The 23,950-nt window shown below is 61.8% G+C and carries 22 protein-coding genes and 1 tRNA gene; 18 read left to right on the forward strand and 5 right to left on the reverse strand.

Features of this window, described 5'->3' with window-relative positions; all coding sequences use genetic code 11:
- Position 1: 1 nt before the first annotated feature.
- Positions 2-856: a LysR family transcriptional regulator gene (locus ACRAWE_RS21240; RefSeq protein WP_025160289.1), complete on the reverse strand. Its 855-nt coding sequence runs from the start codon at positions 854-856 to the stop codon at positions 2-4.
- 126 nt (positions 857-982) lie between these two features.
- On the opposite strand from ACRAWE_RS21240, the gene ACRAWE_RS21245 reads away from it, so the two are divergent.
- The 3 genes from ACRAWE_RS21245 (at position 983) to ACRAWE_RS21255 (ending at position 3,797) form a co-directional block, all read left to right on the forward strand.
- The gene (locus ACRAWE_RS21245) at positions 983-2,182 is read left to right on the forward strand and encodes a cyanate transporter (RefSeq protein ID WP_063918256.1); all 1,200 of its coding nucleotides are present in this window, start codon (positions 983-985) and stop codon (positions 2,180-2,182) included.
- A gap of 75 nt (positions 2,183-2,257) precedes the next feature.
- On the forward strand, positions 2,258-3,601 hold the full coding sequence (locus tag ACRAWE_RS21250; RefSeq protein ID WP_019455544.1) for an esterase-like activity of phytase family protein: 1,344 nt from the start codon (positions 2,258-2,260) through the stop codon (positions 3,599-3,601).
- Positions 3,602-3,702: 101 nt separating this feature from the next.
- Positions 3,703-3,797: transfer RNA gene (locus ACRAWE_RS21255), tRNA-Sec, on the forward strand.
- Between the two features lie 20 nt (positions 3,798-3,817).
- Here ACRAWE_RS21255 and ACRAWE_RS21260 read toward each other — a convergent pair.
- Positions 3,818-4,720: a LysR family transcriptional regulator gene (locus tag ACRAWE_RS21260; RefSeq protein ID WP_211129373.1), complete on the reverse strand. Its 903-nt coding sequence runs from the start codon at positions 4,718-4,720 to the stop codon at positions 3,818-3,820.
- A 140-nt stretch (positions 4,721-4,860) separates the two neighbouring features.
- Here ACRAWE_RS21260 and ACRAWE_RS21265 point away from each other — a divergent pair, with 140 nt between their 5' ends.
- The 8 genes from ACRAWE_RS21265 (at position 4,861) to ACRAWE_RS21300 (ending at position 12,556) form a co-directional block, all read left to right on the forward strand.
- On the forward strand, positions 4,861-6,396 hold the full coding sequence (locus ACRAWE_RS21265; protein WP_432525851.1) for an MFS transporter: 1,536 nt from the start codon (positions 4,861-4,863) through the stop codon (positions 6,394-6,396).
- A 41-nt stretch (positions 6,397-6,437) separates the two neighbouring features.
- Complete coding sequence (locus ACRAWE_RS21270; RefSeq protein WP_432525852.1) at positions 6,438-7,478, forward strand: HlyD family secretion protein; 1,041 nt, start codon at positions 6,438-6,440, stop codon at positions 7,476-7,478.
- A complete protein-coding gene (locus ACRAWE_RS21275) occupies positions 7,478-8,923 on the forward strand; it encodes an efflux transporter outer membrane subunit (RefSeq protein ID WP_432525853.1) in 1,446 nt (481 codons plus the stop codon). Before ACRAWE_RS21270 ends, ACRAWE_RS21275 begins: the two co-directional genes overlap by 1 nt.
- A complete protein-coding gene (locus ACRAWE_RS21280) occupies positions 8,904-9,677 on the forward strand; it encodes a siderophore-interacting protein (RefSeq protein WP_019452602.1) in 774 nt (257 codons plus the stop codon). Before ACRAWE_RS21275 ends, ACRAWE_RS21280 begins: the two co-directional genes overlap by 20 nt.
- Positions 9,678-9,698: 21 nt before the next feature.
- Positions 9,699-10,142 carry a universal stress protein gene (locus tag ACRAWE_RS21285; protein ID WP_019452601.1) on the forward strand — a complete coding sequence of 148 codons (444 nt, stop codon included), beginning with the start codon at positions 9,699-9,701 and terminating at the stop codon, positions 10,140-10,142.
- A gap of 71 nt (positions 10,143-10,213) precedes the next feature.
- On the forward strand, positions 10,214-10,726 hold the full coding sequence (locus tag ACRAWE_RS21290) for a DUF962 domain-containing protein (RefSeq protein WP_063918229.1): 513 nt from the start codon (positions 10,214-10,216) through the stop codon (positions 10,724-10,726).
- Between the two features lie 233 nt (positions 10,727-10,959).
- Entirely contained in the window at positions 10,960-12,126 is a 1,167-nt protein-coding gene (locus ACRAWE_RS21295; RefSeq protein WP_063918228.1) for an MFS transporter, read from the forward strand.
- 193 nt (positions 12,127-12,319) lie between these two features.
- Positions 12,320-12,556, forward strand: coding sequence for a DUF4282 domain-containing protein (locus ACRAWE_RS21300; RefSeq protein WP_019452598.1), 237 nt, complete (start codon positions 12,320-12,322; stop codon positions 12,554-12,556).
- A 55-nt stretch (positions 12,557-12,611) separates the two neighbouring features.
- On the opposite strand, the gene ACRAWE_RS21305 is transcribed toward ACRAWE_RS21300, so the two are convergent.
- Together ACRAWE_RS21305 and ACRAWE_RS21310 are read right to left on the reverse strand one after the other, a co-directional pair.
- Positions 12,612-13,361 carry an NAD-dependent epimerase/dehydratase family protein gene (locus ACRAWE_RS21305; RefSeq protein ID WP_211129389.1) on the reverse strand — a complete coding sequence of 250 codons (750 nt, stop codon included), beginning with the start codon at positions 13,359-13,361 and terminating at the stop codon, positions 12,612-12,614.
- 93 nt (positions 13,362-13,454) lie between these two features.
- Positions 13,455-14,318: a LysR family transcriptional regulator gene (locus ACRAWE_RS21310; protein WP_019452596.1), complete on the reverse strand. Its 864-nt coding sequence runs from the start codon at positions 14,316-14,318 to the stop codon at positions 13,455-13,457.
- A 114-nt stretch (positions 14,319-14,432) separates the two neighbouring features.
- On the opposite strand from ACRAWE_RS21310, the gene ACRAWE_RS21315 reads away from it, so the two are divergent.
- From ACRAWE_RS21315 to ACRAWE_RS21330, 4 genes are all read left to right on the forward strand, one after another.
- Positions 14,433-15,191 carry an SDR family NAD(P)-dependent oxidoreductase gene (locus ACRAWE_RS21315; protein WP_063918227.1) on the forward strand — a complete coding sequence of 253 codons (759 nt, stop codon included), beginning with the start codon at positions 14,433-14,435 and terminating at the stop codon, positions 15,189-15,191.
- Positions 15,192-15,450: 259 nt separating this feature from the next.
- Positions 15,451-17,319 (forward strand): PTS beta-glucoside transporter subunit IIABC, encoded by a 1,869-nt coding sequence (gene bglF / locus ACRAWE_RS21320; protein WP_211129376.1) that lies wholly within the window; start codon positions 15,451-15,453, stop codon positions 17,317-17,319.
- 14 nt (positions 17,320-17,333) lie between these two features.
- On the forward strand, positions 17,334-18,737 hold the full coding sequence (locus tag ACRAWE_RS21325; RefSeq protein WP_019452593.1) for a glycoside hydrolase family 1 protein: 1,404 nt from the start codon (positions 17,334-17,336) through the stop codon (positions 18,735-18,737).
- A gap of 147 nt (positions 18,738-18,884) precedes the next feature.
- Positions 18,885-20,255: a carbohydrate porin gene (locus ACRAWE_RS21330; RefSeq protein ID WP_432525888.1), complete on the forward strand. Its 1,371-nt coding sequence runs from the start codon at positions 18,885-18,887 to the stop codon at positions 20,253-20,255.
- On the opposite strand, the gene ACRAWE_RS21335 is transcribed toward ACRAWE_RS21330, so the two are convergent.
- A complete protein-coding gene (locus ACRAWE_RS21335; protein WP_019452591.1) occupies positions 20,256-20,855 on the reverse strand; it encodes an HD domain-containing protein in 600 nt (199 codons plus the stop codon).
- 97 nt (positions 20,856-20,952) lie between these two features.
- Between ACRAWE_RS21335 and ACRAWE_RS21340 the strand changes: the two genes are divergently transcribed.
- The 3 genes from ACRAWE_RS21340 (at position 20,953) to eptB (ending at position 23,923) form a co-directional block, all read left to right on the forward strand.
- Positions 20,953-21,417 (forward strand): MarR family winged helix-turn-helix transcriptional regulator, encoded by a 465-nt coding sequence (locus ACRAWE_RS21340; protein WP_019452590.1) that lies wholly within the window; start codon positions 20,953-20,955, stop codon positions 21,415-21,417.
- Between the two features lie 160 nt (positions 21,418-21,577).
- Positions 21,578-22,003 carry an organic hydroperoxide resistance protein gene (locus tag ACRAWE_RS21345; protein WP_432525854.1) on the forward strand — a complete coding sequence of 142 codons (426 nt, stop codon included), beginning with the start codon at positions 21,578-21,580 and terminating at the stop codon, positions 22,001-22,003.
- Between the two features lie 225 nt (positions 22,004-22,228).
- Positions 22,229-23,923 carry a kdo(2)-lipid A phosphoethanolamine 7''-transferase gene (eptB, locus tag ACRAWE_RS21350; RefSeq protein ID WP_063918223.1) on the forward strand — a complete coding sequence of 565 codons (1,695 nt, stop codon included), beginning with the start codon at positions 22,229-22,231 and terminating at the stop codon, positions 23,921-23,923.
- The last annotated feature ends 27 nt before the right edge of the window (positions 23,924-23,950 follow it).

The raw sequence follows: 23,950 nt of genomic DNA on the forward strand, positions 1-23,950 counted from the left end.
CTCACTTCAACCCGCAAAACACCGTCAGTCGCTGGGCCAGTGCCAGCGTGGCGGCGGGGGCGCCGTCGCGGTAGTAGAGCGCCAGTTCGAAGCTGTCTATCGGCGGCAATCCTTCGGCCGCGCCCAGCACCCGGTGCGTGGGCAGACGGCAGCCGGCCGGCAGCAGGGTGACGCCCAGCCCGGCGGCGGAAGCGGCGGTCAGCGCCGCCAGGCTGGCGCTGCTGTAACCGATACGCCAGCGTTTGCCGAGGTTGTCCAGCGCCTGGCACAGCTCGTCGCGGTACAGGCCGTTGAGTGGAAATACCGCCAGCGGCACCGGCGATTGCTCGATAGCCGGAAAGGCCAGGCTGTCCAGCCACAGCAGCGGTTCCGGCCGCGCGGCGCGCGGCGGTTGCTGGCGGCGCTGCTTCACCAGGATCAGATCCAGCTCTTCACGTGCGTAGGCGCTGTGCAGATCGGCGCTCAGGCCGCTGGCTACGTCCAGCCGCAGGTGCGGGTGCTCGCGGCTGAATTCCGCCAGCAGCTCGGTGGTGGGCACGGCGAAATCTTCCGGCATGCCGATCCGTAGCACGCCGTCGCGCCAGATGCCGGTCAGCGCGTCGTGGGCTTCTTCATTCAGCGCGATGATGCGGCGCGCGTAGCTTAACAACTTGACGCCTTCTTCAGTCAGCAGCACCTGATGCGAGGAGCGTTCAAACAACGGTTTGCCCAACATCTCTTCCAGCCGACGCACCTGCTGGCTGACGGTGGACTGCGACAAAAACACCCGCTCTGCGGCGCGGGTGAAGCTGTTGCTGTCGCACACGGCGACGAAGCTGAGCAGCAGCTGCGGATTGAACATCGGGTAGCGATTCATTTTCCCACTGTTGGCTATTTTATTATTTAATTTCCCAATACTAGCGGCGTTGCCTACAGTAACGCAACGCTGCGGCGATCGCGCTGTGACGCCGCACTCTTCATTTCGCAGTACCAGGAATATATCTTGTTAAATCATTCTGTTAATTCACCTTCTCCACGTCGCTGGTTCAACCCCCTGTTGCTGGCGCTGGTGTTGATCGGCCTGAACATGCGGCCGCTGTTGACCTCGATCGGCCCGTTGCTGCCGACGCTGCGCCAGGCCACCGGGCTGAGCTTTGGCGGCGCGGCGCTGTTGACCACGCTGCCGGTGCTGATGATGGGGCTGATGGCGCTGGCGGGCGGCGCCATCAATCGGCTGTTCAGCGAGCGCAGCGCCGTGACGTTGAGCCTGCTGGCGATCGGGCTGGGCGCGCTTTGGCGCGAACTGGCCCCCGGCAGCGTGCAACTGTTAATGAGCGCGGTGCTGGGCGGGCTCGGCATCGGGGTGATCCAGGCGGTGATGCCCGGCATCATCAAGCATCACTTCCTCAAAAGCATGGCGCTGGTGGCCGGGCTGTGGTCGGCGGCGCTGATGGGGGGCGGCGGTCTGGGGGCGGCGATCACCCCATGGCTGATGAGTACGGGGCGCGACTGGCACAGTGCGCTGGCCTGGTGGGCGTTGCCGGCCCTGGTGGCGCTGCTGGCCTGGTGGCCGGTCAGCCGCGGGCTGTCTCGCCTGGGCGCGGCGGGAGAACACCGCGGCCCAAGCCTGCTGCGCAACCGGCGCGCCTGGCTGCTCGGTGCCTATTTCGGCCTGATCAACGGCGGCTATACCAGCCTGATCGCCTGGCTGCCGCCGTATTACATGCAGCTCGGCTGGCAGCCGCAGGCCAGCGGTTCGCTGCTGGCGCTGATGACCTTCGGCCAGGTGATGGGCGCGCTGCTGCTGCCGGCGCTGGCGCGCAATCATGACCGGCGGCCGCTGCTGTTGCTGGCCTTGATGATGCAACTGATCGGCTTTATCGGTCTGATTTACCTGCCGCAGACGCTGCCGTGGCTGTGGGTGTTGGTTTCCGGGCTGGGGCTGGGCGGCGCGTTCCCGCTGTGCCTGGTGCTGGCGCTTGATCACCTGCACCAGCCGGCGGCGGCCGGGCGGCTGGTGGCCTTTATGCAGGGCGTCGGTTTTCTGCTGGCGGGCGTGACGCCCTACCTCTCCGGCCTGCTGCGCGACTACAGCGGCGGCTTCGTGCTGGACTGGCAGATCCACGCGCTGCTGGTGGTGGTGCTGATCGCCATCACCTGGCGCTTCCACCCGCACAGCTACCGGCGGGCGTTCGCCGAATAATATTTCTGTCATTGCCGCTCCCTATAGTGACGTTGCTTTTACTTCTGGGCGATAACAACGAAAAGGGACAATGACATGCACAACACCAAAACCCGGCTGGCGCTGCTGGTCGGCTGCATGGCGCTGAGCGCCAACCTGTGGGCCGAGGCGCAGCCGGTGCAGGCGACGCTGGCCGGGCATGCGCTGCTGCCGGTAAAATCCGCCGTTTCCACACCGAAGGATGCACCGAGCGATCTGCAACAGAGCGGCAAATACACCAGCGGCAAACGCGTCACCGAGCTGGGCAGCGTGGCGGGCAAATCCGCCGATCGCCTGACCGGCCTCGGCCTGCCGATCAACGGTCAGCCGCTGCAGGGCCACTCCGGCATCAAGCACATGCCCGACGGCACCTACTGGGTGCTGACCGACAACGGCTTCGGCAGCAAAGCCAACTCCCCGGATGCCATGCTGTACCTCAACCACTACAAGATCGATTTCAAAGACGGCACGGTTGCGCCGCTGAAGACGGTGTTCCTGCACGATCCGGATAAAAAGGTGCCGTTCCATATCATCAATGAGAGCACCGAGAAGCGCTATCTGACCGGCAGCGATTTCGACCCGGAAAGCTTCCAGTTTGCCGACGATGCCTTGTGGATCGGCGAAGAATTCGGGCCTTACCTGATCAAGGCCGACCTGAACGGTAAAGTGCTGGCGGTGTTCGACACTCAGGTGGACGGCAAGGTGGTGAAATCGCCGGACAACCCGACGCTGACCCTGCCGGGCGCGCCGGACGGCAAGCAAAACTTCCAGGTGGCGCGCTCCAAGGGCTTTGAAGGCATGGCCGCCTCGCCGGACGGCAGCAAGCTGTACCCGCTGCTGGAAGGGGCGCTGTGGGACGGCGAGCAGTTCGAGAACGTCGGCGGCAAACGCTACCTGCGGGTGCTGGAGTTTGACGTCAAACGGCAGGCCTGGACCGGCCGCAGTTGGCAGTACGTGCTGGAAGACAACCAGAACGCCATCGGCGACTTCAACATGATCGACGCCACCCACGGGTTGGTGATCGAGCGCGACAACGGCGAAGGCACGCCGGACAAAGCCTGCGCCGCCGGTGCGCCAACCGACAACTGCTTCAGCCAGGTAGCCAAGTTCAAGCGGGTATATAAAATCGCCTTCTCGGACGCCAACGTCGGCAAACCGGTCGAAAAACTGGGCTATATCGACCTGATGAACATTCAGGATCCGAACAAGCTGGCGCGCAAGCCGCTGAACGACGGCGTGCTGACCTTCCCGTTCTTCACCATCGAGAACGTGGACGTGGTGGACGCCAACCACATCATCGTCGGCAACGACAACAACTTCCCGTTCTCCTCCAGCCGCCAGCCCAATATGGCGGATGACAACGAGTTCATCCTGCTGGACGTGAAGGATTTCCTGAAGTAGCGCTCCTCGGCTGCCGGCTTCCCGGTCGGCGGCCGCCATTTCCCGCTTAGCGCAGCGAACAAACTGCGCTATAATCAGCGCCTTGCTTCTCCCTTCTCCAAGGAAGATCCTCGTCCCCGGTGGGGCGGCCGGACTTCAAATCCGGTTGGGGCCGCCAGCGGTCCTGGGCAGGTTCGACTCCTGTGATCTTCCGCCACCTTATCGCCAATAACCCCCTCACTCCCGCTGCAAAAAGAACTGCTTGATGGTCTGCCGCAGCCAGCGATGCGCCGGATCGCGATCCAGGCGCGGGTGCCAGGCCTGGACGATAAACACCGACTCCAACTCGAGCGGCAGCTCGATCTCCGCCAATGGCAGGTGGATGTTGCTCACCCCCTGCAGCACGTGGCGCGGCAGCGGCAGGATAAAGTCCGATTTCATGGTCAACATCATCGCTGAATGGAAGCCCGGCAGGGTCAGAGCGACGTTGCGCTGCAGGCCGAGATCGCGCAGCGCATCGTCGATCGGCCCCTGCGTACGCCCGCGGCGGGAGACGCTGATATGCGGGTAATGGGTCAGGGTTTCGGGTGTTACCCGGCCGATGATCGGGTGCCCCGGCCGCACCAGCGCCTGAAAGGTGCTGGTGAACAGGCTCTGCGTCTTGATTTCCGGGTGCCAATCGCGTGAGGAACCGATCACCAGATCCACTTTGCCGCTGCGCAGCGCGTCATCCTCGCCGTCGCTTTCGGCGATGAATTTCAGGCCGCTCAGCGGCGCCGATTCCCGCAGCGTCTCCAGCAATCCGCCTGCCAGCGCGCCGATAAAGATGTCGTTGGCGCGAATGGTGAAGGTTCTGGTCAGCCTGCCGGGTTCGAAGGATTCATTCGGTGCGATCAGCGCGGCGGCCTGTTCGATGATCTCGCCGAGCTGGCGTTTCAATTCCAGCGCGCGCGGCGTCGGCACCAGATGCTTGCCGGCCCTGACCATGATCGGATCGTCGAACTGCCGGCGGATGCGCCCCAGAATGCGGCTCATCGCCGGCGCGCTCAGGTTCATCTTTTCGGCAGCGCCGCTCACGCTCCCTTCTTCCAGCAGCAGATTCAGCGCATAGATCAGATTGAAATCAATTTTTTGCGGCATGGCCTCTCCGGTCGTGGTGTGCGTAGTGGATTGCGTTTTGTGCAACTAGTTAATTACATGATTTCATTTTAAACAATCGAAATAAGTCCGGATACTGCCCACGACAACAAAGATTGAGGCTGAAACAGCAGGAGTGGGGAATGGTTGAGGTGTCTGTTACGCCGCACCACAAAAATCGATGGCTCGCCAGCGCCGGTGAAATCAACGGCCGCACCTGGCTGGGGTTGTTCGGCGTGTTTTTGGCGGTGATGGCCAGCGGCGTGGGGGAAAACGCCAGCAAGTTCGCGCTGGCGGATATACAGGGCGGCATGCTGCTGAGTTTCGATGCCGGCAGTTGGCTGACCACCTGTTACGTTACCGGCTTTGTGATCGGTTCCGGGTTCACACCCTGTTTTTGGCCGACCTTTTCGTTGCGCCGGGTGGCGTTGACGATGTGCGGCATTTACCTGGCCGGCGGGCTGCTGACGCCCTGGTTGGGAGAACAGTATGGCGTGTTGCTGGCGGTGCGCAGCCTGCAGGGCTTCGCCGGCGGCGCGTTGCCGCCGATGCTGATGACGGTGGTGCTGCGTTTTATGCCGCCGCTGATCAAGGTGTTGGGGCTGGGCGCCTACGGCTGGGTCTCGGCCTGGAGCGCTACGCTGGGCGCCACCGCCGCCGCTTTCGCCTTTCACTGGGGTTGGAGTGGGTACTTCTACTGGAACCTGCCGCTGATGGCGATTGCCGCTGTGTGTATCGGCTACGGTCTGCCGCAGGATCCTCTGCGGCTGGAGCGCCTGCGGCAGTTCAACTGGCGCGGCCTGCTGCTCGGCGGCATGGCGCTCGGCATGCTGACGGTGGGCATTTCACAGGGGGAGCGGCTCGACTGGCTGAACTCGCCGCTGATCTACGTTTTATTATTGGGCGGCGGCGGATTATTGGCGTTATTTCTGATTAACGAATGGTATCACCCGCTGCCTTTTTTTAATTTGCAGCTATTAAGCAAAAGGAATTTGTCTTTCTCCTTAATTACGCTGGGTGGCGTGCTGTTAATTATGGTGTCGCTGGTCAATATTACGTCGGGATATTTATCCGCGATTCATGGCTATCGTCAGGAACAAACCTCCGACTTAATGCTGTGGGTGGCGTTGCCGCAATTAATTACGCTGCCGATTGTCGCCATTATTTGCAATACGCCGCGGGTGGATTGCCGCTGGGTACTGGCGATCAGCCTGCTGTTGATGGCCACCGCCTGCGTGCTGGCCGCCCAGCTGACGCCGGAATGGAACGGCGACACGTTTCGCGTTATCGCGCTGTTGCAGGCGGTCGCGCAACCGATGGCGATCATCCCCCTGCTGATGCAGGCGACCGGTGGGCTGTTGCCGACCGACGGGCCGTTTGCGGCGGCCTGGTTTAACGCGGTGAAGGGCTTCGCCGCCACCGCGGCCGGCGGCGCCATCGCGCTGCTCAGCCGACAGCGCGGGGACTATCACGCCGGCACGATCGCCGACGGTTTTGGCTCGGCCTACAGCAGCGCATCGGGGTCGGCGGAGCAGCTGGCGCAGCTTGCCGCCCGGCAGGGCCACGTGCTGGCCAGCGCCGATCTTTATCTGTTGGTTGCCGGCCTGGCGTTATTACTGACCGCGCTGATTTTAGTTATGCCGACCCGTATTTATCCGCCGCGTTCGGTCGCCGCCTGACATTTTATCATCAGAAATAAATATTAAGTGGAGTCACTTTTATGGCTAACAAAAAAGTCGCCGTCGCCGTATTGGCGGTTACCATCATTACGCTGGGGTTATTAATGAATAAGTTTTTTATTAAAGAGACACAGCAGAATACCAACGATGCCTATATTCGCGCCGATATTTCGCGTATTTCTCCGCAGATCGCCGGTGAAATTGCACAGGTGTTGGTCAAGGACAACCAGTGGGTCAAGCAGGGGGAGTTGCTGGCGGTGATCGACCCGCGTGAGTTCAACGTTGCCCTGGCGCAGGCGACGGCGCAGGAGCAATCGGCCCGCGCCCGGCAGGACGACGCCAGGGCTAACCTCACCCGGCAGAGTGCGCTGATCGCCGCCGCGCAGGCGGAGCGGCAGGCGGCGCAGGCGGAGCTGGCGTTTGCGCGCCAGGAGCAGAACCGCTACCAGCGAATGGCCAGCAGCGGCGCGGGTTCGCAGCAGGCGGCGCAGCAGGCGACGACGCGGGTGCACACGCTTTCCGCCAATGTGGCGCAGGCGGAGGCGACGCTCAAAGCGGCGAAAAATATGGAGCAGGTGCTGCAGGCCAAGCTGGCGGACAGCGATGCCGAACTGATGTTGGCGCAGGCGAAGAAAGCGATGGCCGAACTGAACCTGTCTTATACCCGCATCACCGCGCCGATCGGCGGCGTGGTCGGCAAGAAAAGCCTGCGGGTCGGGGAGTTCGTCAAACCGGGCGATGCGCTGCTGGCCATCGTGCCGCAGGACAAGCTGTACATCATCGCCAACTACCAGGAAACCCAGTTGGAAAACATTGCGCACGGGCAGTCGGTAGACATCCATATCGATACCTTTCCCGGCCAAACGCTGAAAGGGCAGGTGGACAGCATCGCGCCAGCTTCCGGCGTCAGTTTCTCGGCCGTGGCGCCGGAAAACGCCACCGGTAACTTCACCAAGATCGTCCAGCGCATCCCGGTGAAGATTGTGTTTGATATCAACAAGGAGCACGCCGCTTTGCTGAGCGCGCTGCGCGTCGGCATGTCTGCGGACGTCAGCATCAATACGCTGGACGGGGGGCTGTAATGAACAGAGCCGTGATACCGCTCTTGCTGATTGCGCTGAGCGGCTGCCGGGCGGTGGGGCCGGATTATGCTCAGCCACAGAACACATTGCCCGAGAGCTGGGGTCAGCAGGCCGGCGGCGGGGCATTGCCGGTGGCCTGGTGGTCGATATTCAACGATGCGCCGCTGTCGCAGCTGGTGCAGCGCGTGGCGGCCGGTAACCTGGATCTGCAGCTCGCCACGGCGCGCCTGCAGCAGAGCCGCGCCCTGCTGGGGGTGACGGAGGCGGCGCTGATGCCGGATCTGAGCCTGGACGGCGCTTATCAGCGCCAGCGCGCTACCTCGGTGGGCAGCATGGATCCGTCCGGCAACGGCGGAGAGGCGGATTACAACCTCTGGCGCGGCGGCTTCAGCGCCGCCTGGGAGCTGGACATGTGGGGCAAGCTGCGCCGCGCGTCGGAAAGCGCGCGCGCCGGCTTCGCCGCTTCGCAGGAGAATCGGCGCGCACTGCTGACGTCGGTGACGGCGGAGGTGGCGAGCAACTATCTGCGCCTGCGCGCCACGCAGCAGCAGCTGGCTGTGGCGCAGGAAAACCGCGCCACCGCGCTGCGCACGCTGCAGCTGACGCAAAGCCGTTATCAAAGCGGCGCGGGCAACGAACTGGATATCGATCAGGCGCAGGTGCAGTTGGCGCAGGTGGATGCTCTGCTGCCGACGTTGGCCGATCGGCAGGAACGCTTGATCAACGCCATCGGCCTGTTGCTGGGCGAGCGGCCGGGCGCGCTGAAGGCGATGTTGTCGCCGCCGGGGCCGCTGCCGACGCTGGCGCGCGCGGTGCCGATGGGGGTGCCGTCGGATCTGGCGCTGCGCAGGCCGGATATTCGCGAAGCGGCGGAGCGTTTGCATCAGGCCACCGCCGAGATAGGCGTCGCCACCGCCGACTACTACCCACGCATTACGCTGACCGGCAACGCGGGCTACCAGGCATTGGCCTTGTCGGATATGGGCAGCTGGTCCACGCATACCTTCGCCATCGGCCCCGTTTTGTATCTGCCGTTGTTCGACGGGGGAAAAATCACCCAGCGGGTACGCCTGAGCGAATATCGCCAGCAGGAAATGGCCATCGCCTACCAGCAAACGGTGCTGCGCGCCTGGCACGAGATCGACGACGCGCTTTCCGGCTATCGCGCCCAGCAGCGCCGCCAGACGCACCTGGCCGAAGCGCTGGCCGCCAACCGACACGCGTTTGCGCTGGCGCGCGACAGCTATCTGAACGGCGCCAGCGATTTTATCCACGTTCTGAGCACGCAGCGCGCGCTGCTGGATCTGCAGTCCGCGCAAATTGTTTCAGAGGAGGAGACGGCGATCGCCGTGGTGAATATCTATCGAGCGCTGGGCGGCGGCTGGGAACACACCTACCCGTCTGCGGCGCCACAGGAGAAGGCTGATGCACAACACGCTGAATAAGATGGTCGACGAGATGCTGGAAAGAGATACCCGCCGCAAACGGGAGGCGCGGGTGAGCGCGGTGCGGCAAGTTAGCGCGCGGATCAGGCGCATCACGTTGAGCGGCGACGATGTGGACAAGTTTATCGCCGATCCGCGCGCGCAGGAGCCGGCCAGCTGGGTCAAGGTGTTCTTTCCGTGGCGCGACACGCTGGCCGGGCGAGCTTACACCCTGAGCGGCATCGATAAACTCGCCCGCACCTTCGATATCGACATGGTGCTGCACGGCGAAGGCCCGGCGTCGAACTGGGCGCGCGACGCGATGCCGGGCGACAAGCTGGGGTTCGCCGGCCCTTGCTCCGGCGGCTTCCGGCTGCTGCCGCAAACCCGCTGGCTTTTGTTGCTGGGCGATGAGACCGCGTTGCCCGCCATGCGCACCATCCTCGCCTCGCTCTCCGATCCGTTGCCGGTGCTGTGGTTCGCCGAAGTGGGCGATGCGCAGGAGATCCAGGACGTCGATTGCTCCTTTTTGCAGGTGAACAGCTGGCAAATACGCACCCGGCATTTTGACAGCGTGATGAACAGCCCGCTGGTGCAGGCCGTCAGCCACTGCGAACTGCCGGCCGGGGAAGGGCAGGTGTGGCTGGCCTGCGAACACCAGGTCGCTGCGTATCTGAAGGCGCGTTTTATCAACGAAATGGGCATCTCCCGCGCCGCCTTGTTTGCCAAAGGTTATTGGAAAAAGGGCGAAGCCAATTTCAAGGGCGCGATTTAACTCGGTCGAATGAGGATGGTTATGATTGAGAGAGTGTTATTGGCGGTGGACTGCTTTGAACACAGCGGCAACGCCCTGGAGTTTATGGCGCGTCTGCAAGGCAGCATCGGCGGCGTGATCGTGCTGACGGTGGTGGACAATGCCTTCACGCTTAGCCGCAGCGGCCTGCGTTTCGACAGCGACGAGCGCGAAGAATATCCCGCCGCCCAGCGCGAAGAGGCGCTGGCGGAAAAGCAGGTCGGGCAGGTGACGCGGGCGTTGAAACAGATGGGCTTCAACGCCCAGGGCCTGCTGGCTGCCGGGGCGCCCATCGAGGTGATCCCGGAGCAGATGGCGCTGTTCAACTGCGATCTGTTGATCATCTCGCACCGCCACCTGTCTTCGTTGGAGCGCTGGCTGAACGCCTCGGTCACGCGCGGCCTGCTGGATGAGATTGGTCAACCGGTATTGGTGATCCCGCGCTAAGCTATGGGGAAGGGCAGCCGCATGCGGCGGCGCGCGTTCGGCGACGAAGGCCACACATACCGGAGGTCAACATGCGAAGTCTGGAAGATCAACTTGCCGCTTATGCCGCCTATCATCGCGATGCGCGCAATATCGCCACACATTTTATCGGCATCCCGCTGATCGTCGTCAGCCTGTTGGCGCTGCTCTCTCGGCCGGCATGGGGGGCGGGATGGCTGCCGTTCTCGCCGGCCTGCGCGCTGGTTATCGTCTCGGCGCTCTATTACCTGCGGCTGAATCTGCGTCTTGGCGTCATGATGTTGGCGTTGCTGGTGCTGTGCCTCGGGTTCGGCGCCTGGGTGGCGTCGCTGTCGACGGCGGCGTGGCTGAGCGTCAGCCTCGGCGGTTTCGTGATCGGCTGGCTGTTTCAGTTCGTCGGGCATTTCTGGGAGGGGCGAAAACCGGCGTTTATGGACGACGTGGCGGGCCTTATCATCGGCCCGCTGTTCGTGCTGGCGGAAGCCTGCTTCCTGGCCGGCGGGCTGCCTGAGCTGGCGCGGAATATCGAAATGCGTGCGGGCAAGGTGCGCCGCGGGAGGGCCTGAGGTGGCGTTGATTCCACGCTCATGACAGACGTCTTCCGGCCCGATACTCGGGCCGCCATGCCTTATCCCCGTCCGGGTGACGGATGCCGATAGCCTTCCCTTCCCGCCGCACTTTTAACAAAATCGCAAAAGTCTTTTAGCCTTCCGCCGGCTTATCTTTGCTGTGACCAATGTCATACTTTCGGCATCTTAACTGTTCCCGCGCTTCGGCAGCGGTAAACCGGAGTTGTTGCATGAAAGTGAATTATCCCTTGTTAGCCCTGGCGGTGGGGGCGTTCGGTATCGGCACCACCGAGTTTTCCCCCATGGGGTTGCTGCCAACCATCGCCAAAGGGGTGGACGTTTCCATTCCGATGGCCGGCATGTTGATCAGCGCCTACGCCGTTGGCGTGATGGTCGGCGCACCGTTGATGACGCTGCTGCTGTCGCACCGGGCGCGCAGAAGCGCGCTGATCTTCCTGATGGCGATCTTTACCCTCGGTAACGTGCTGTCGGCCCTCGCGCCGGATTACACCACCCTGATGCTGTCGCGTATCATCACCAGCCTGAACCACGGCGCTTTCTTTGGCCTCGGGTCGGTGGTGGCCGCCAGCGTGGTGCCGAAGGAGAAACAGGCCAGCGCCGTGGCAACCATGTTTATGGGCCTGACCATCGCCAATATCGGCGGGGTGCCGGCCGCGACCTGGCTGGGCGAAACCATCGGCTGGCGCATGTCGTTCCTGGCTACCGCAGGGTTAGGCGTGGTCGCCATGCTGGGGCTGTGGTTCTCGTTGCCGCAAGGCAGCGCCGGGGCGCGGCCCGATGTGAAACGCGAACTGTCGGTGCTGGTGCGGCCGCAGGTATTGACCGCGCTGCTGACCACCGTGCTGGGCGCGGGCGCGATGTTCACGCTCTATACCTATATCTCGCCGGTATTGCAGCACATCACTGAGGCGACGCCGTTGTTCGTGACGGTGATGCTGGTATTGATCGGCGTTGGTTTCTCCATCGGCAATTACCTCGGCGGCAAATTTGCTGACCGCTCCGAAAGCGCGACGCTGAAAGGCTTCCTGCTGTTGCTGGCGGCCATCATGCTGCTGATCCCGTTGCTGGCGCGCAGTGAAATCGGCGCGGCGGTCAGCATGGTGATTTGGGGGGCGGCGACCTTCGCCGTGGTGCCGCCGCTGCAGATGCGTGTGATGCGCGTCGCCAGCGAAGCACCGGGCCTGTCGTCTTCGGTCAATATCGGCGCTTTCAACCTGGGCAATGCGCTCGGTGCCGCCGCCGGCGGCGCGGTGGTCTCCGCCGGGCTGGGATACAGCTTCGTGCCGGTGATGGGGGCGATTATCGCCGGGCTGGCGCTGCTGTTGGTGCTGTTTACCAGCCGCCGAGCCGAAAAGGTGGCCTACGCCAACGGCTAAAAACGACAGCGTGCGGCGGGTTTTACCCGTCGCACGCCGTTAGCCGCATAAAACATAAACGCTTATCCACTCCCGCCCCCATTTATCTGTTCGGCATCTAGTCTTAGCCGCTATCATTACCCATGTATATGCATGGTGGCCGCTAGCACGGCACCTCTGGGATAATGAAAGACCTGCCTAAGGAAAGATCCACATGAGAAATATCTTCTTCTTCGATGCGATGCTGACGCCAAAAATCATCACCGCCGTTTACTGGCTGGCGCTGTTGGGCGTGTTGATCAGCGGTATTGGCATGATGTTTTACGGCGAGTTCTTCCGCGGCCTGTTCGGCATCATCGTCGGTGGCGTGTTCGTGCGCGTGGCGTTCGAGATGATCATCATTGCGTTTAAAAATAACGAATATCTGCGCAAAATCGCCGAAAAACCGTAATTTCCCGCCAGGCGCCGGGTTCTGCCCGGCGTTGTTCTCTCCCCCTTGCCGCCTGCTACTCGAAACCGAGCAGGCTGAACGCATCGTCCTGCGGGTAGTAACCGAGCAAACGGCTGGTCTCTTCCAGCGATAAACGTTTGTAGCGGTTATTGGAAACCCCGTGCACCACCGCATATTGCACCTCTGCGACACGAATGCAGCGCTCCAGCAGATCGGCGGCGTCGCGATGGCTGAGAAACGCGCTCATGTCGCGGGCGCTGAGGCGATCGCCCGGGCTCAGGGCCGTGAAGTTGGCGATGCGCACCGACAGGGCGGAAAGCCCCTCCTGGTAGGCGAAATAGGCGGCGATGCCTTCGCCGAATGCTTTGCTGGCGCCGTACAGGTTTTTCGGTTTCGGCGCGTCATCCGGGCGGATTTGGTAATCGAGCGGATAACCTTCCACCGCCTGTGCGCTGCTGGCGAACACTACCCGGCGGCAGCCGGCATCTTTCGCCGCGCGGAAGATATTGAAGGTGCCGAGAATGTTGTTGTCCATCAACGAACTGCAAAAATCGGCGTCGGGAGCCGGATCGGCGGCCAGGTGCAATACGGTGTCGATGTTGGCGCAGGCTGCGCGGCAGGCGTCGAGATCGGCGATGTTGAAGCTGATGATCTCATCGCCGGGCAGCCGATCGCTCAGCAGGCTGATGTCGCGTTCCGCCAGGCGCAGCGCGTAGCGATCGCCCATGGCCTGACGAAACGCCGTGGCGACCCGGCCGCCGGCGCCGGTAATCAAAATCCGTCCTACATCAGTACGCAACACCATGATGATGGTCATCCCTACTCTCGATTAAGCGTTGACCAGTAATAATCCCCTGCGTGACTTTTGTCCAGTATTTATATTAGTTGCGCTGATGGTTTATGCCGGCAATGGGCACGTTTTACCGAGCGTCTCGACCAGGAAAGTCATCACTGCGCGCACGGCGGCGGTACGCGCCAAATCGGGATACGTCACCAGCCAAAGCTCGCGCGTTGGTGCGGCGCTCGCCGTGGGCAACGGCACCAGATCCGGATCGTTATCGGCGACAAACGTCGGCAAAACGGCGGCGCCCAACCCTGAGCGTGCCGCTTGTTGCAGTGAAAACAGATCGCTGGCCTGAAAGACCACCGGCCGCCCCTGTAACAGCTGCTGCAACCATTGCTGATGCGGCTGCTGTCGGTAGTGAGGGTCATAGGCGAGAAAGCGGCGCGCCGCGTCGGGCAGTGCGGCATGCTCAGGCGCGGCGTACAGCGCGTAGCGCATCATGCCGATACGCTGTGCCAGCAGCTCCGGCTGCTGTGGGCGCACCATGCGCACGGCGATGTCCGCTTCGCCGCGATCCAGCTCCGCGAGCGCGGATTCACCCGCCAGCGTCACGACGATTTGTGGGAAAGCCTGATTAAATTCGGCAATGCGCGGCGCGAGAATATGCGCGGCGATCGACGGCGGCGCGCTGATGCGCACGCTGGCCTGTGGCGTTGCGCCGGCGCTGCGCGCATGGCGGATAATGGCCTGGCTCTGCGCGTCGATCCCGGCCGCCAGTCCGGCGATGGCCAGCCCGTCCTGGGTCAGCGGGGTGCTGCGCGGGTGACGTACGATCAAACGCAGGCCGAGCGCCTGTTCCAGCGCCGCTACGCGTCGCCCGACGGTGGCGTGATCGCAGCCCAATTCCCGCGCCGCCGCCGACAGCGAACCGGTGCGCGCCAATGCCACGAAGTGTTTTAAATCCTGCCAGTCAAACATCGGTGAATTCCTGCACATTAACGATGCGGTTTTCAGGAATATTCACACGGATAGCGTCGTGATTCAATGTGCGAACACATCCTTTTAAATTGAATTATTCAATTAGGTTTTCTTATGAATTTGCAATTACAGCAACGCACGGCATTGGTCACGGGAGCCAGCGAAGGGATCGGTGCCGGCATGGTCAGGGTGCTGGCCGCTCAAGGGGTCACGGTCGTGGCCACTGCGCGACGCGGCGATCGGCTGCAGGCCTTGGCGGATGAGGTGGAACGGCAAGGCGCTGTGCGCCCGTGGGTCGCCGTTGCAGACGTTACCGACCCCGAAGCGTTAACCCAACTGGCGGCGCAGGCGCTGCGTCAGCTGGGGACCGTCGATATTCTGATCAACGCGGTCGGCGCATTTCACCCCACGGCGCTGGACGAAAGCGATCGCGGTTGGGAAGAGGCTTTCGCTTTGAACTTCACGCCGGCCCGGCGGTTGACTCAGGCGCTGTTGCCGGCCATGCAGGCACAGGGCTGGGGGAGGGTTATCAACATCAGCGGCTCGATGGAGCCGCGCAGCCTGAGCGCCGCCAGCGCCGCCAAGGGCGCGCTGCATCTGTGGGCCAAGGGGCTGGCCGGCGACGTGGCTGCGCAGGGGATTACCGTCAATACGTTACAGCCGGGGCGCATCAACAGCGAACAGATCCGCGAGCGCTTATACGCATCCGATGAAGCGCGCCAGGCGTTCATTGCGCAACATATCCCGATAGGCTACTTCGGCGAGCCGGAAGATATGGCCTATCTGGCGGCGTTTCTTTGTTCCCCGCTCGCGCGATATATCACCGGCGCAGTGATCCCGGTAGATGGCGGCATGCATTATTTCGCGCATTGAGGCCGTTTTGCCCCCACGATCACAGTTCGAGAATTTGCCGCCGCAAAGCCTTGCCCCGGCAAAATCCGCGGTGGTAACGTCATAACTCAACCGATTTAGGGTTGTTACTGCTGCGGCAGGCAAAACCTAAACCTCGCGTTTTTGTCCCTCGATGGGGCAGAGGCCGCGAGGTTTAGGTTTTTTTTTGCGCCGCATTTCGGCCCTGCGCCAGGCCAGCGCAGGGCGGGCTCGGCAGAACGTGAAGTCTAAGGATAACCGTATGAAATATGACACATTAGCCAGTGAGATTTTGGCCGGCGTCGGTGGCCGCGACAATGTGAAAAGTCTGGTGCACTGCGCCACTCGCCTGCGTTTCAAGCTGCGTGACGACAGCCATGCCAATGCCGAGGCGCTGAAGAAAAACCCCGGCGTTATCATGGTGGTGGAGAGCGGCGGCCAGTTCCAGGTGGTGGTGGGCAACCACGTCGCGGAGGTGTTCGATGCGGTCAACCGGGTCGGTGGGCTGACCGAAGGCGCGCCGAATGGCGGCGAGGCGGACGGCAAGAAGGATAACCTGCTCAGCCGCTTTATCGATCTGGTCTCCGGCATTTTCACCCCGTTGCTCGGGGTGATGGCCGCTTCGGGGATCCTGAAAGGGTTCCTGGCGCTGAGCCTGGCCTGCGGTTGGCTGCTGGAAAGCGGCGGCACCTTCAAAATGCTGTTCGCCGCCAGCGACGCGCTGTTCTACTTCTTCCCGATCATGCTCGGCTATACCGCCGGGAAAAAATTCGGCGGCAACCCGTTCGTCACCATGGCGATCGGCGGCGCGCTGACGCACCCGCTGATGATGGCGGCCTTCGAGGCGGCGCAGCAGCCGGGCGCGGTGCGCGAATACTTCTTCGGCATTCCGTTGACCTTCATCAACTACAGCTCGTCGGTGATTCCGATCATCTTTGCGGCCTGGGTGTCCTGCCGCCTGGAGCCGCTGTTCAACCGGGTGATCCACAGCGCGCTGCGCAATTTCATCACGCCGCTGCTGTGTCTGGCGATCACCGTGCCGCTGACCTTCCTGTTGATCGGCCCGGCGGCGACCTGGCTCAGCCATCTGCTGGCCAACGGTTATCAGAGCATTTACGCCTTCAACCCGATCATTGCCGGCGTCTTTATGGGGGCGATGTGGCAGGTGTGCGTGATCTTCGGCCTGCATTGGGGGCTGGTGCCGTTGATGATCAACAACCTGAGCGTGTTGGGGCGTGACACCATGGTGCCGCTGCTGCTGCCGGCGGTGATGGGGCAGGTCGGCGCCACGCTGGGCGTGATGCTGCGCACCCGTGACGCCAAGCTGCGGGCGCTGTCCGCGTCGGCGATCGGCGCCGGCATTTTCGGCATCACCGAGCCGGCGGTGTACGGCGTCACCTTGCCGAACAAGCGCCCGTTCATCTTCGGTTGCATCGGCGGCGCGCTGGGCGGCGCGGTGATCGGCTACTTCCATACTTCGGTTTACTCGTTTGGCCTGGTGAGCGTGTTCACCTTCGCGCAGATCATCCCCGGCGGCGGCATCGACGCCACGGTGTGGGGCGCGATCGGCGGCACCCTGCTGTCGTTCGTGTTCGCCGCGCTGGCCAGCTATCTGTTCGGCGTCGCGCCGGCGGAAGAGGCCGTCGCGCAGCCTGAAGCCGCTTCACCGCTCAACCGCAAACAGGCGATCCTCAGCCCGATCGCCGGCGATATCGTGCCGCTGGAGCAGGTGAACGACGCCACCTTCGCCAGCGGTCTGCTGGGGAAAGGCGTGGCGATTGCGCCGCAGCAGGGGCGCGTAGTGGCGCCGGTGAGCGGCAGCGTGGCGTCGCTGTTCAAAACCAAACACGCCATCGGTATCGAATCGGACGACGGCGCGGAGATTCTCATCCACGTCGGCATCGATACCGTGAAGCTCGACGGGGCGCATTTCACTGCCCACGTGCGGGAAGGCGAACGGATCGCCCCGGGCGATCTGCTGATCGAGTTCGACCAGGCGGCGATCCATGCCGCCGGCTATGACACCACCACGCCGATCATCATCAGCAACAGCGATGACTACGTGGACGTGTTGACCAGCGGCCTGTCTCCGGTGCAGGAACAGGCGCCGCTGCTGACTTTATTACGTTAATTGAGGAGCAAGCGATGAACGGCAAGTTTCCGCAACATTTTCTGTGGGGCGGCGCGGTAGCGGCGAACCAGGTAGAAGGCGCATATCAGGCCGACGGCAAGGGGCTGTCGACCTCCGATCTGCAGCCGCAGGGCATTTTCGGCGCCATCACGCCGCGCATGCCGGGCGACAGCGGCATCAAGGACGTGGCGATCGATTTCTATCATCGCTATCCGGAAGACATCGCGCTGTTCGCCGAAATGGGTTTCAAGTGCCTGCGCACCTCGATCGCCTGGACGCGCATTTTCCCGCAGGGCGATGAAGAGACCCCTAACGAGGCCGGGCTGGCGTTTTACGATCGGCTGTTCGACGAGATGGCGAAGTATGGCATCCAGCCGCTGATCACGCTGTCGCACTATGAGATGCCTTACGGCCTGGTGAAGAATTACGGCGGTTGGGGCGATCGCCGGACCATCGCTTTCTTCGAGCGCTATGCGCGCACCGTATTCGAACGCTATAAGCACAAGGTCAAACACTGGCTGACCTTCAACGAGATCAACATGTCGCTGCACGCGCCCTTCACCGGCGTCGGCTTGCCGCCGGAGAGCGACCGGAGCGCCATCTATCAGGCGATCCACCATCAGCTGGTGGCCAGCGCCAAAGCGGTGAAGGCCTGTCACGAGATCGTGCCGGAGGGCAAAATCGGCAACATGCTGTTGGGCGGCATCCTGTATCCGCTGAGTTGCAGGCCGGAAGATCTGCTGGAAACCCAGCGCCAAAACCGCGACTGGCTGTTCTTCGGCGACGTGCAGGCGCGCGGCTATTACCCGGCCTATATGCAGCGATTCTTCCGCGAAAACGGCATCCAGGTGGAGATCACCAACGAAGATCGGCAAACGCTGCGTGAAACCATCGATTTCATCTCGTTCAGCTACTACATGAGCGGCTGCGTAACCGCCGATCCGGAGCAGTACGAAACGGCGCGCGGCAACATTCTCGACATGGTGCCGAACCCGCACCTGACCAGCTCGGAGTGGGGGTGGCAAATCGATCCGATCGGGCTGCGCTACCTGCTCAACGTGTTGTACGACCGCTATCAGAAGCCGTTGTTTATCGTTGAGAACGGGCTGGGTGCCAAAGACCGCGTCGAGGCCGACGGCAGCATCAACGACGATTACCGCATCAACTACCTGAATGATCATCTGGTGCAGGTGGCCGAGGCGATCGATGACGGCGTCGAGGTGATGGGCTATACCAGCTGGGGGCCGATCGATCTGGTCAGCGCCTCGAAGGCCGAAATGTCGAAGCGTTACGGCTTCATTCACGTCGACAGAGACGATGCCGGCAACGGTAGCCTCGAGCGTCGCCGCAAGAAAAGTTTCTACTGGTATCGCGATGTGATCCACAGCAACGGCGCCAGCCTGAAAGACCGACGCTAGCCCTTCAGCCCGGCGGCAAACGCCGGGCATTAACCTTTATTCGCTGCTGTTCATGATGGGAAATTCTCTCCCAGGGAATGCTGTTGCCCGCAGTCAGCCGTTATGCGGAGAAATATAATAATGATGAAAAGCTTATTACCTCGTTCTATGACTCTGGCGGCGCTGGCGCTGTGGTGCAGCCAGGCGCAGGCGGAAACGCTGCAGACCGGCAAGGAAGTCGAAGCCCCCACCGCCAAATGGGAAGGGGTGGCGCTCGGTTTTGAACCGCCGCAGCCTGGGCTATTGGGGGATATGCTGGGGATCAGGCCGATCCTGGAGGATCACGGTTTCCACTATAATCTCGGTTACCTCAGCCAGCTGTCGTATAACGCCGGCGGCGGTTACAACCACGATAAGCAGGCGTCGTACATCGACCAATTTTCGCTGACCTTCAGTCAGGATCTGCAGGCGCTGACCGGCATTCCGGACGCGGCGATCGAAGGCAATATCGTCAACCGCAACCATGACAACAGCCTGACCCGCGATCGGCTGCAGGATCCGCGCGTCGGCCTGACCGATCTGTCGCAGGAGAGCTTTGGCGGGCAGTCGATTACCCGCCTGGGCTGGCTGACCTTCAGCCGTTCCTTCCTCGACAGCCGGCTGCAGTGGCGCATTGGCATGATGAACAAGGTGCAGGATTTCGATCAGATCATCCCCTGCGATTTCCAAACGCTGACGCTGTGCGGCGGCAAGTCCGCCAACTCGCTGACCTGGTACAACTGGAACGTGCATTACTGGGGCACCACGCTGCAGTACAAGCTGACCGACGGCCTGACGCTCAAGGGCGGCGTGATGGAACAGAACCCGAGCGCCCCCAGCCGCAGCCACGCCTGGAGTTGGTCCACCAAGGGCAGCAAAGGCTTTCTGTTGCCGATGGAGCTGGAGCTGAAAACCCACGCCGTCAACCAGCTGCCGGGGGTGTATAACCTGGGCGTGCTGTTCACCAACGCGCGCCAGAGCGATCTCTATGAAGGGGTATCCGGCGGGCCGGGCGCCAGCGATCCGCAGGGCTATCGCAGCCACGATCGCACCTGGTTCCTGTACACCGGTTTCAACCAGCAGGTGACGCGCCATGCGGATGACGCCAACCGCGGTCTGAGCGTGTTTTACAGCCTGGGGCTGGGGGATCAGCGCAGCAACTACCTGCACTGGTCCACCTCGACCGGCATCCGTTACCGCGGGCTGTTCGATGCGCGGCCGGACGACTGGCTGGGGCTGGGTGTCTCGGTAGTGAAGCTGAGCGATCGCTATAAAGACAATCAGCGCTATCTCAACCAACTCAACGGCGTCAGTGATTATCACGATCCGAACTACCGGCCGGTACCGGGCCATTCGGTGACGGCGGAGCTCTATTATCGGGTGAACGTCACGCCGTGGCTGCAGCTGCAGCCGGGCCTGCAGTATTGGCATCACCCGGCGGGCGTCAGCGAGACGCAGGACGCCTGGGTGACGGCGTTGAAAACGGTAGTGACCTTCTGATCAGGCCGCGTCGCTCTCGCGGTAGCGCCGGCGGGCATGCTCGAACCAGCTGGCCGGCACGTTGTGCGGCGGCTGCTGCAGTCTGAGCAGCCCCTGTTCGACGATATGGCTGGCCTGGCGCCACAGCGTCGGGTCGCCTTCGGTCAGTACCTCCAGCAGGCGCTGCTTCTCGATCAGGTAGGTCTGGGCGAAGTGGCTGTCGTAGTCCAGCAGCGAGCGGGTGTTGTCGATCAGATCCGCCAGCTTGATGGTTTTGGCCTGTGGCGATGCGCTTGCGCTGTGGCGCCGATCGCGGTTTTTGCGCTCGAAGCGGTTGCCGTCCTCGGCGTGGCTGACGTTGGTCAACATCCGCACCAGCTCCGCTACCTGCGGCCCAAAGTGGCTTTCGATATCGCCGAGGGTGGTGGGCGTGTCTTCCACCGTGTCATGCAGCCAGGCGGCCGCCAGCATCTCTTCAGTATGCGGCACGCTACGCACCAGTTCCATGACCGCCTGCGGGTGGACGATGTACGGATCGTCGGTGTATTTGCGGCGCTGATCGATGGCCGCATGCGCCTTGGTGGCGTAGCGGCGCGCGCGTTCTGCAAGCGTGTTCGTCATTTCCTTTCCCTCCGGGCTTCCTCTGCATGAAAAAAATGTAGCACACCTCACAAAAAATAGCTTGCGATTACATCGTGCACTATCTATATTCACACGCATGAAAAGCACCGATACCGAACAATTCAAGGCGAAGAATCTGCTGCAGCTCGATCAGCAGCTCTGTTTCGCGCTGTACTCCGCCAACCTGGCGCTGCACAAAGTTTACCGCAAGCTGTTGAATCAGCTCGAACTCACCTACCCGCAATACCTGGTGATGATGGTGCTGTGGGAACGCGATCGGGTGACGGTATCGGATATCGGCGAGCGGCTGTTCCTCGATTCCGCCACGCTGACGCCGCTGCTGAAACGGCTGGAAACCGCCGGTTTGCTGGTGCGCTATCGCGCCACCACCGACGAACGGCAGGTGATCATCGCGCTCACCGAAGCAGGCCGCGCGCTGCGCGAGCGGGCGCAATCGGTGCCCGAGGCGGTGATGTGCGCCACCGACTGCAGCCTGGACGAGATCGTTTCGCTTAAACAGCAGCTGGAAAAGCTGCGCGGCAGCCTGATCGATCAGATTTGACCCGTCGCCGCCGAACGCAAGAACGGCGCGGGTGGTCTACACTGGTTAATAAGTGTCAAAAATAAGTAGTGCGCGATTTAATCGCAAAAGATAAATATGTGACCGGTTTTCCCTCGTGGAAGCCGTAGTCATCTCGCCAACCAGCAAGAAGGAATGAACGATGTCTATTGAGAAAGTGGTTTACCGCGCTCACGCCACCGCAACCGGCGGCCGCGACGGCCGTGCGACCTCCTCCGACGGCGTGTTGGACGTGAAACTGGGCGTGCCGAAAGAGATGGGCGGTGCCGGCGGCGAAGTCACCAACCCCGAGCAGCTGTTTGCCGCCGGTTATTCCGCCTGCTTCCTCGGCGCGCTGAAGTTCGTCGCGGCGAAAGAAAAGGTTAAAATTCCGGCCGAAGCGAAGATCGACGGCACCGTCGGCATCGGTGAAATCCCGAACGGCTTCGGCATCGAAGTGCAGTTGGATATTTCGCTGCCGGGCATCGAACGCAGCGTGGCGGAAGATCTGGTGAAAAAGGCGCACGTGGTGTGCCCGTATTCCAACGCTACTCGCGGCAAAATCGACGTCACTCTGAACGTTAAGTAAGATTTTCGCCGACACCTTGGAAAAAATGGAGGGTTTATCCCTCCATTTTCATGTCCGTCCCGCCTGAAAACAGTTCACGTGAATGGCAAAAAATGTCCGTTTTGTGAGAATTCTCTTGATTGTTGCCTGCCAAATCACGCTTATTGCCGGTTGGCTGAACCTGCAGCCGCATTGACTGTCTGAAAAACTCAGAACTGCTATCGCCCTCCGGAGCCACCGCACTACATGAACAAAATAAAATCGCTATCGCAGCAGAATTTATCGTTATTGTTAGCGATCTATATCGGCATCTTTTTAAACCTGTCCGTTTTTTATCGCCGTTTTGACTCGCTCGCGCACGGCATTCAGGGAATTAAGCTTATTTCGGCGGTGACGGAAGTGATCGCTATCGTTTTGTTCACTTTCTTTATCATGCGGTTGGTGTCGCTCGGCGGCCGTTTGTTTTATCGCATTGTCGCCTCGCTGCTGGTGCTGATTTCGGTTGCCGCCAGCTACTACATGACGTTTTTCAATGTGGTGATCGGCTACGGCATCGTGGTGTCGGTGATGACCACCGATATCGATCTGTCGAAAGAGGTGGTCGGCTTGCACTTCGTGCTGTGGATGATGGCGCTCAGCGCCTTGCCGCTGCTGCTGATCTGGAAAAACAGCCTGCGCCACACCCTGATAGAGCAGCTGAAAACCCCCGGCCACCGCATCAAGCCGCTGCTGGTCTTGCTGGCGGTGGTGGCATTGGTATGGCTGCCGCTGCGTATGCTGGACGATGAACAAAGCGTGCAGGAGAAGCTCGCCAACGTCGATCTGCCGAGCTACGGCGGCGTGGTGGCGCATTCGTACCTGCCGTCCAACTGGCTGTCGGCGCTGGGGCTGTTCGCCTATACCCGCTATGACGAAAGCCAGGATCAGAGCACGCTGTTCGATCCGGGCAAACATTTCACCTATGTACCGCCGGCCGACATCGACGATACCTATGTGGTGTTCATCATCGGCGAAACCACCCGCTGGGATCACATGGGCATGCTGGGCTACGAGCGCGATACCACGCCGCGGCTGTCGAAAGAGAAGAATCTGGTGGCGTTCCGCGGCGAGTCGTGCGACACCGCCACCAAACTGTCGCTGCGCTGCATGTTCGTGCGTGAAGGCGGTGCCGAGGACAACCCGCAGCGCACGCTGAAAGAGCAGAACGTGTTTGCGGTACTGAAAGAGCTGGGCTTCTCTTCCGAACTGTTCGCCATGCAGAGCGAAGTGTGGTTTTACAACAACACCGAGGTGAACAACTATTCGTTCCGCGAGATGATCGCGTCCGAGAAGCGCAACGACGGCAAGGCGGTCGACGATATGCTGCTGGTGGATGAAATGAAGGAATCGCTGGCGCGTTATCCGAAGGGCAAACACCTGGTGATCCTGCATACCAAAGGCTCGCACTACCTGTACTCGCAGCGTTATCCGCGCAGCTATGCGCGCTATCAGCCGGAGTGTATGGGGGTGGATGACTCCTGCACCAAGGCGCAGCTGATCAACGCCTTCGATAACACCGTGTTGTATACCGACAGCTTTATCAGCAACGTGATCGATCAGGTGCGCGACAAGAAGGCCATCGTGTTCTACGCCGCCGATCACGGCGAATCGATCGGCGAGAATACACACCTGCACGGCACGCCGCGCGAAATGGCGCCGCCGGAGCAGTTCCGCGTGCCGATGATAGTGTGGGCGTCGGACAAGTACCTCGAGAATCCGCAGCACCTCAGCGCCTTTGAGCAGCTGCAGGCGCAGCAGCGCATCGGCAGAACGCACCGCCACGTCGAGCTGTTCGACACCATTCTCGGCTGTCTCGGCTACACCTCGCCGAACGGCGGCATCGTGGATAAAAACAACTGGTGCCATGTGCCGCAGCCGAAAGCGGCGCCCGCCCGCCTGTAATCCCCCTGCCGGGCGCCATGTGCGCCC

The organism is Serratia sp. BFP-2025 (genome assembly GCF_050880365.1).
GTDB classification, from domain to species: Bacteria; Pseudomonadota; Gammaproteobacteria; order Enterobacterales; family Enterobacteriaceae; genus Serratia; species Serratia surfactantfaciens.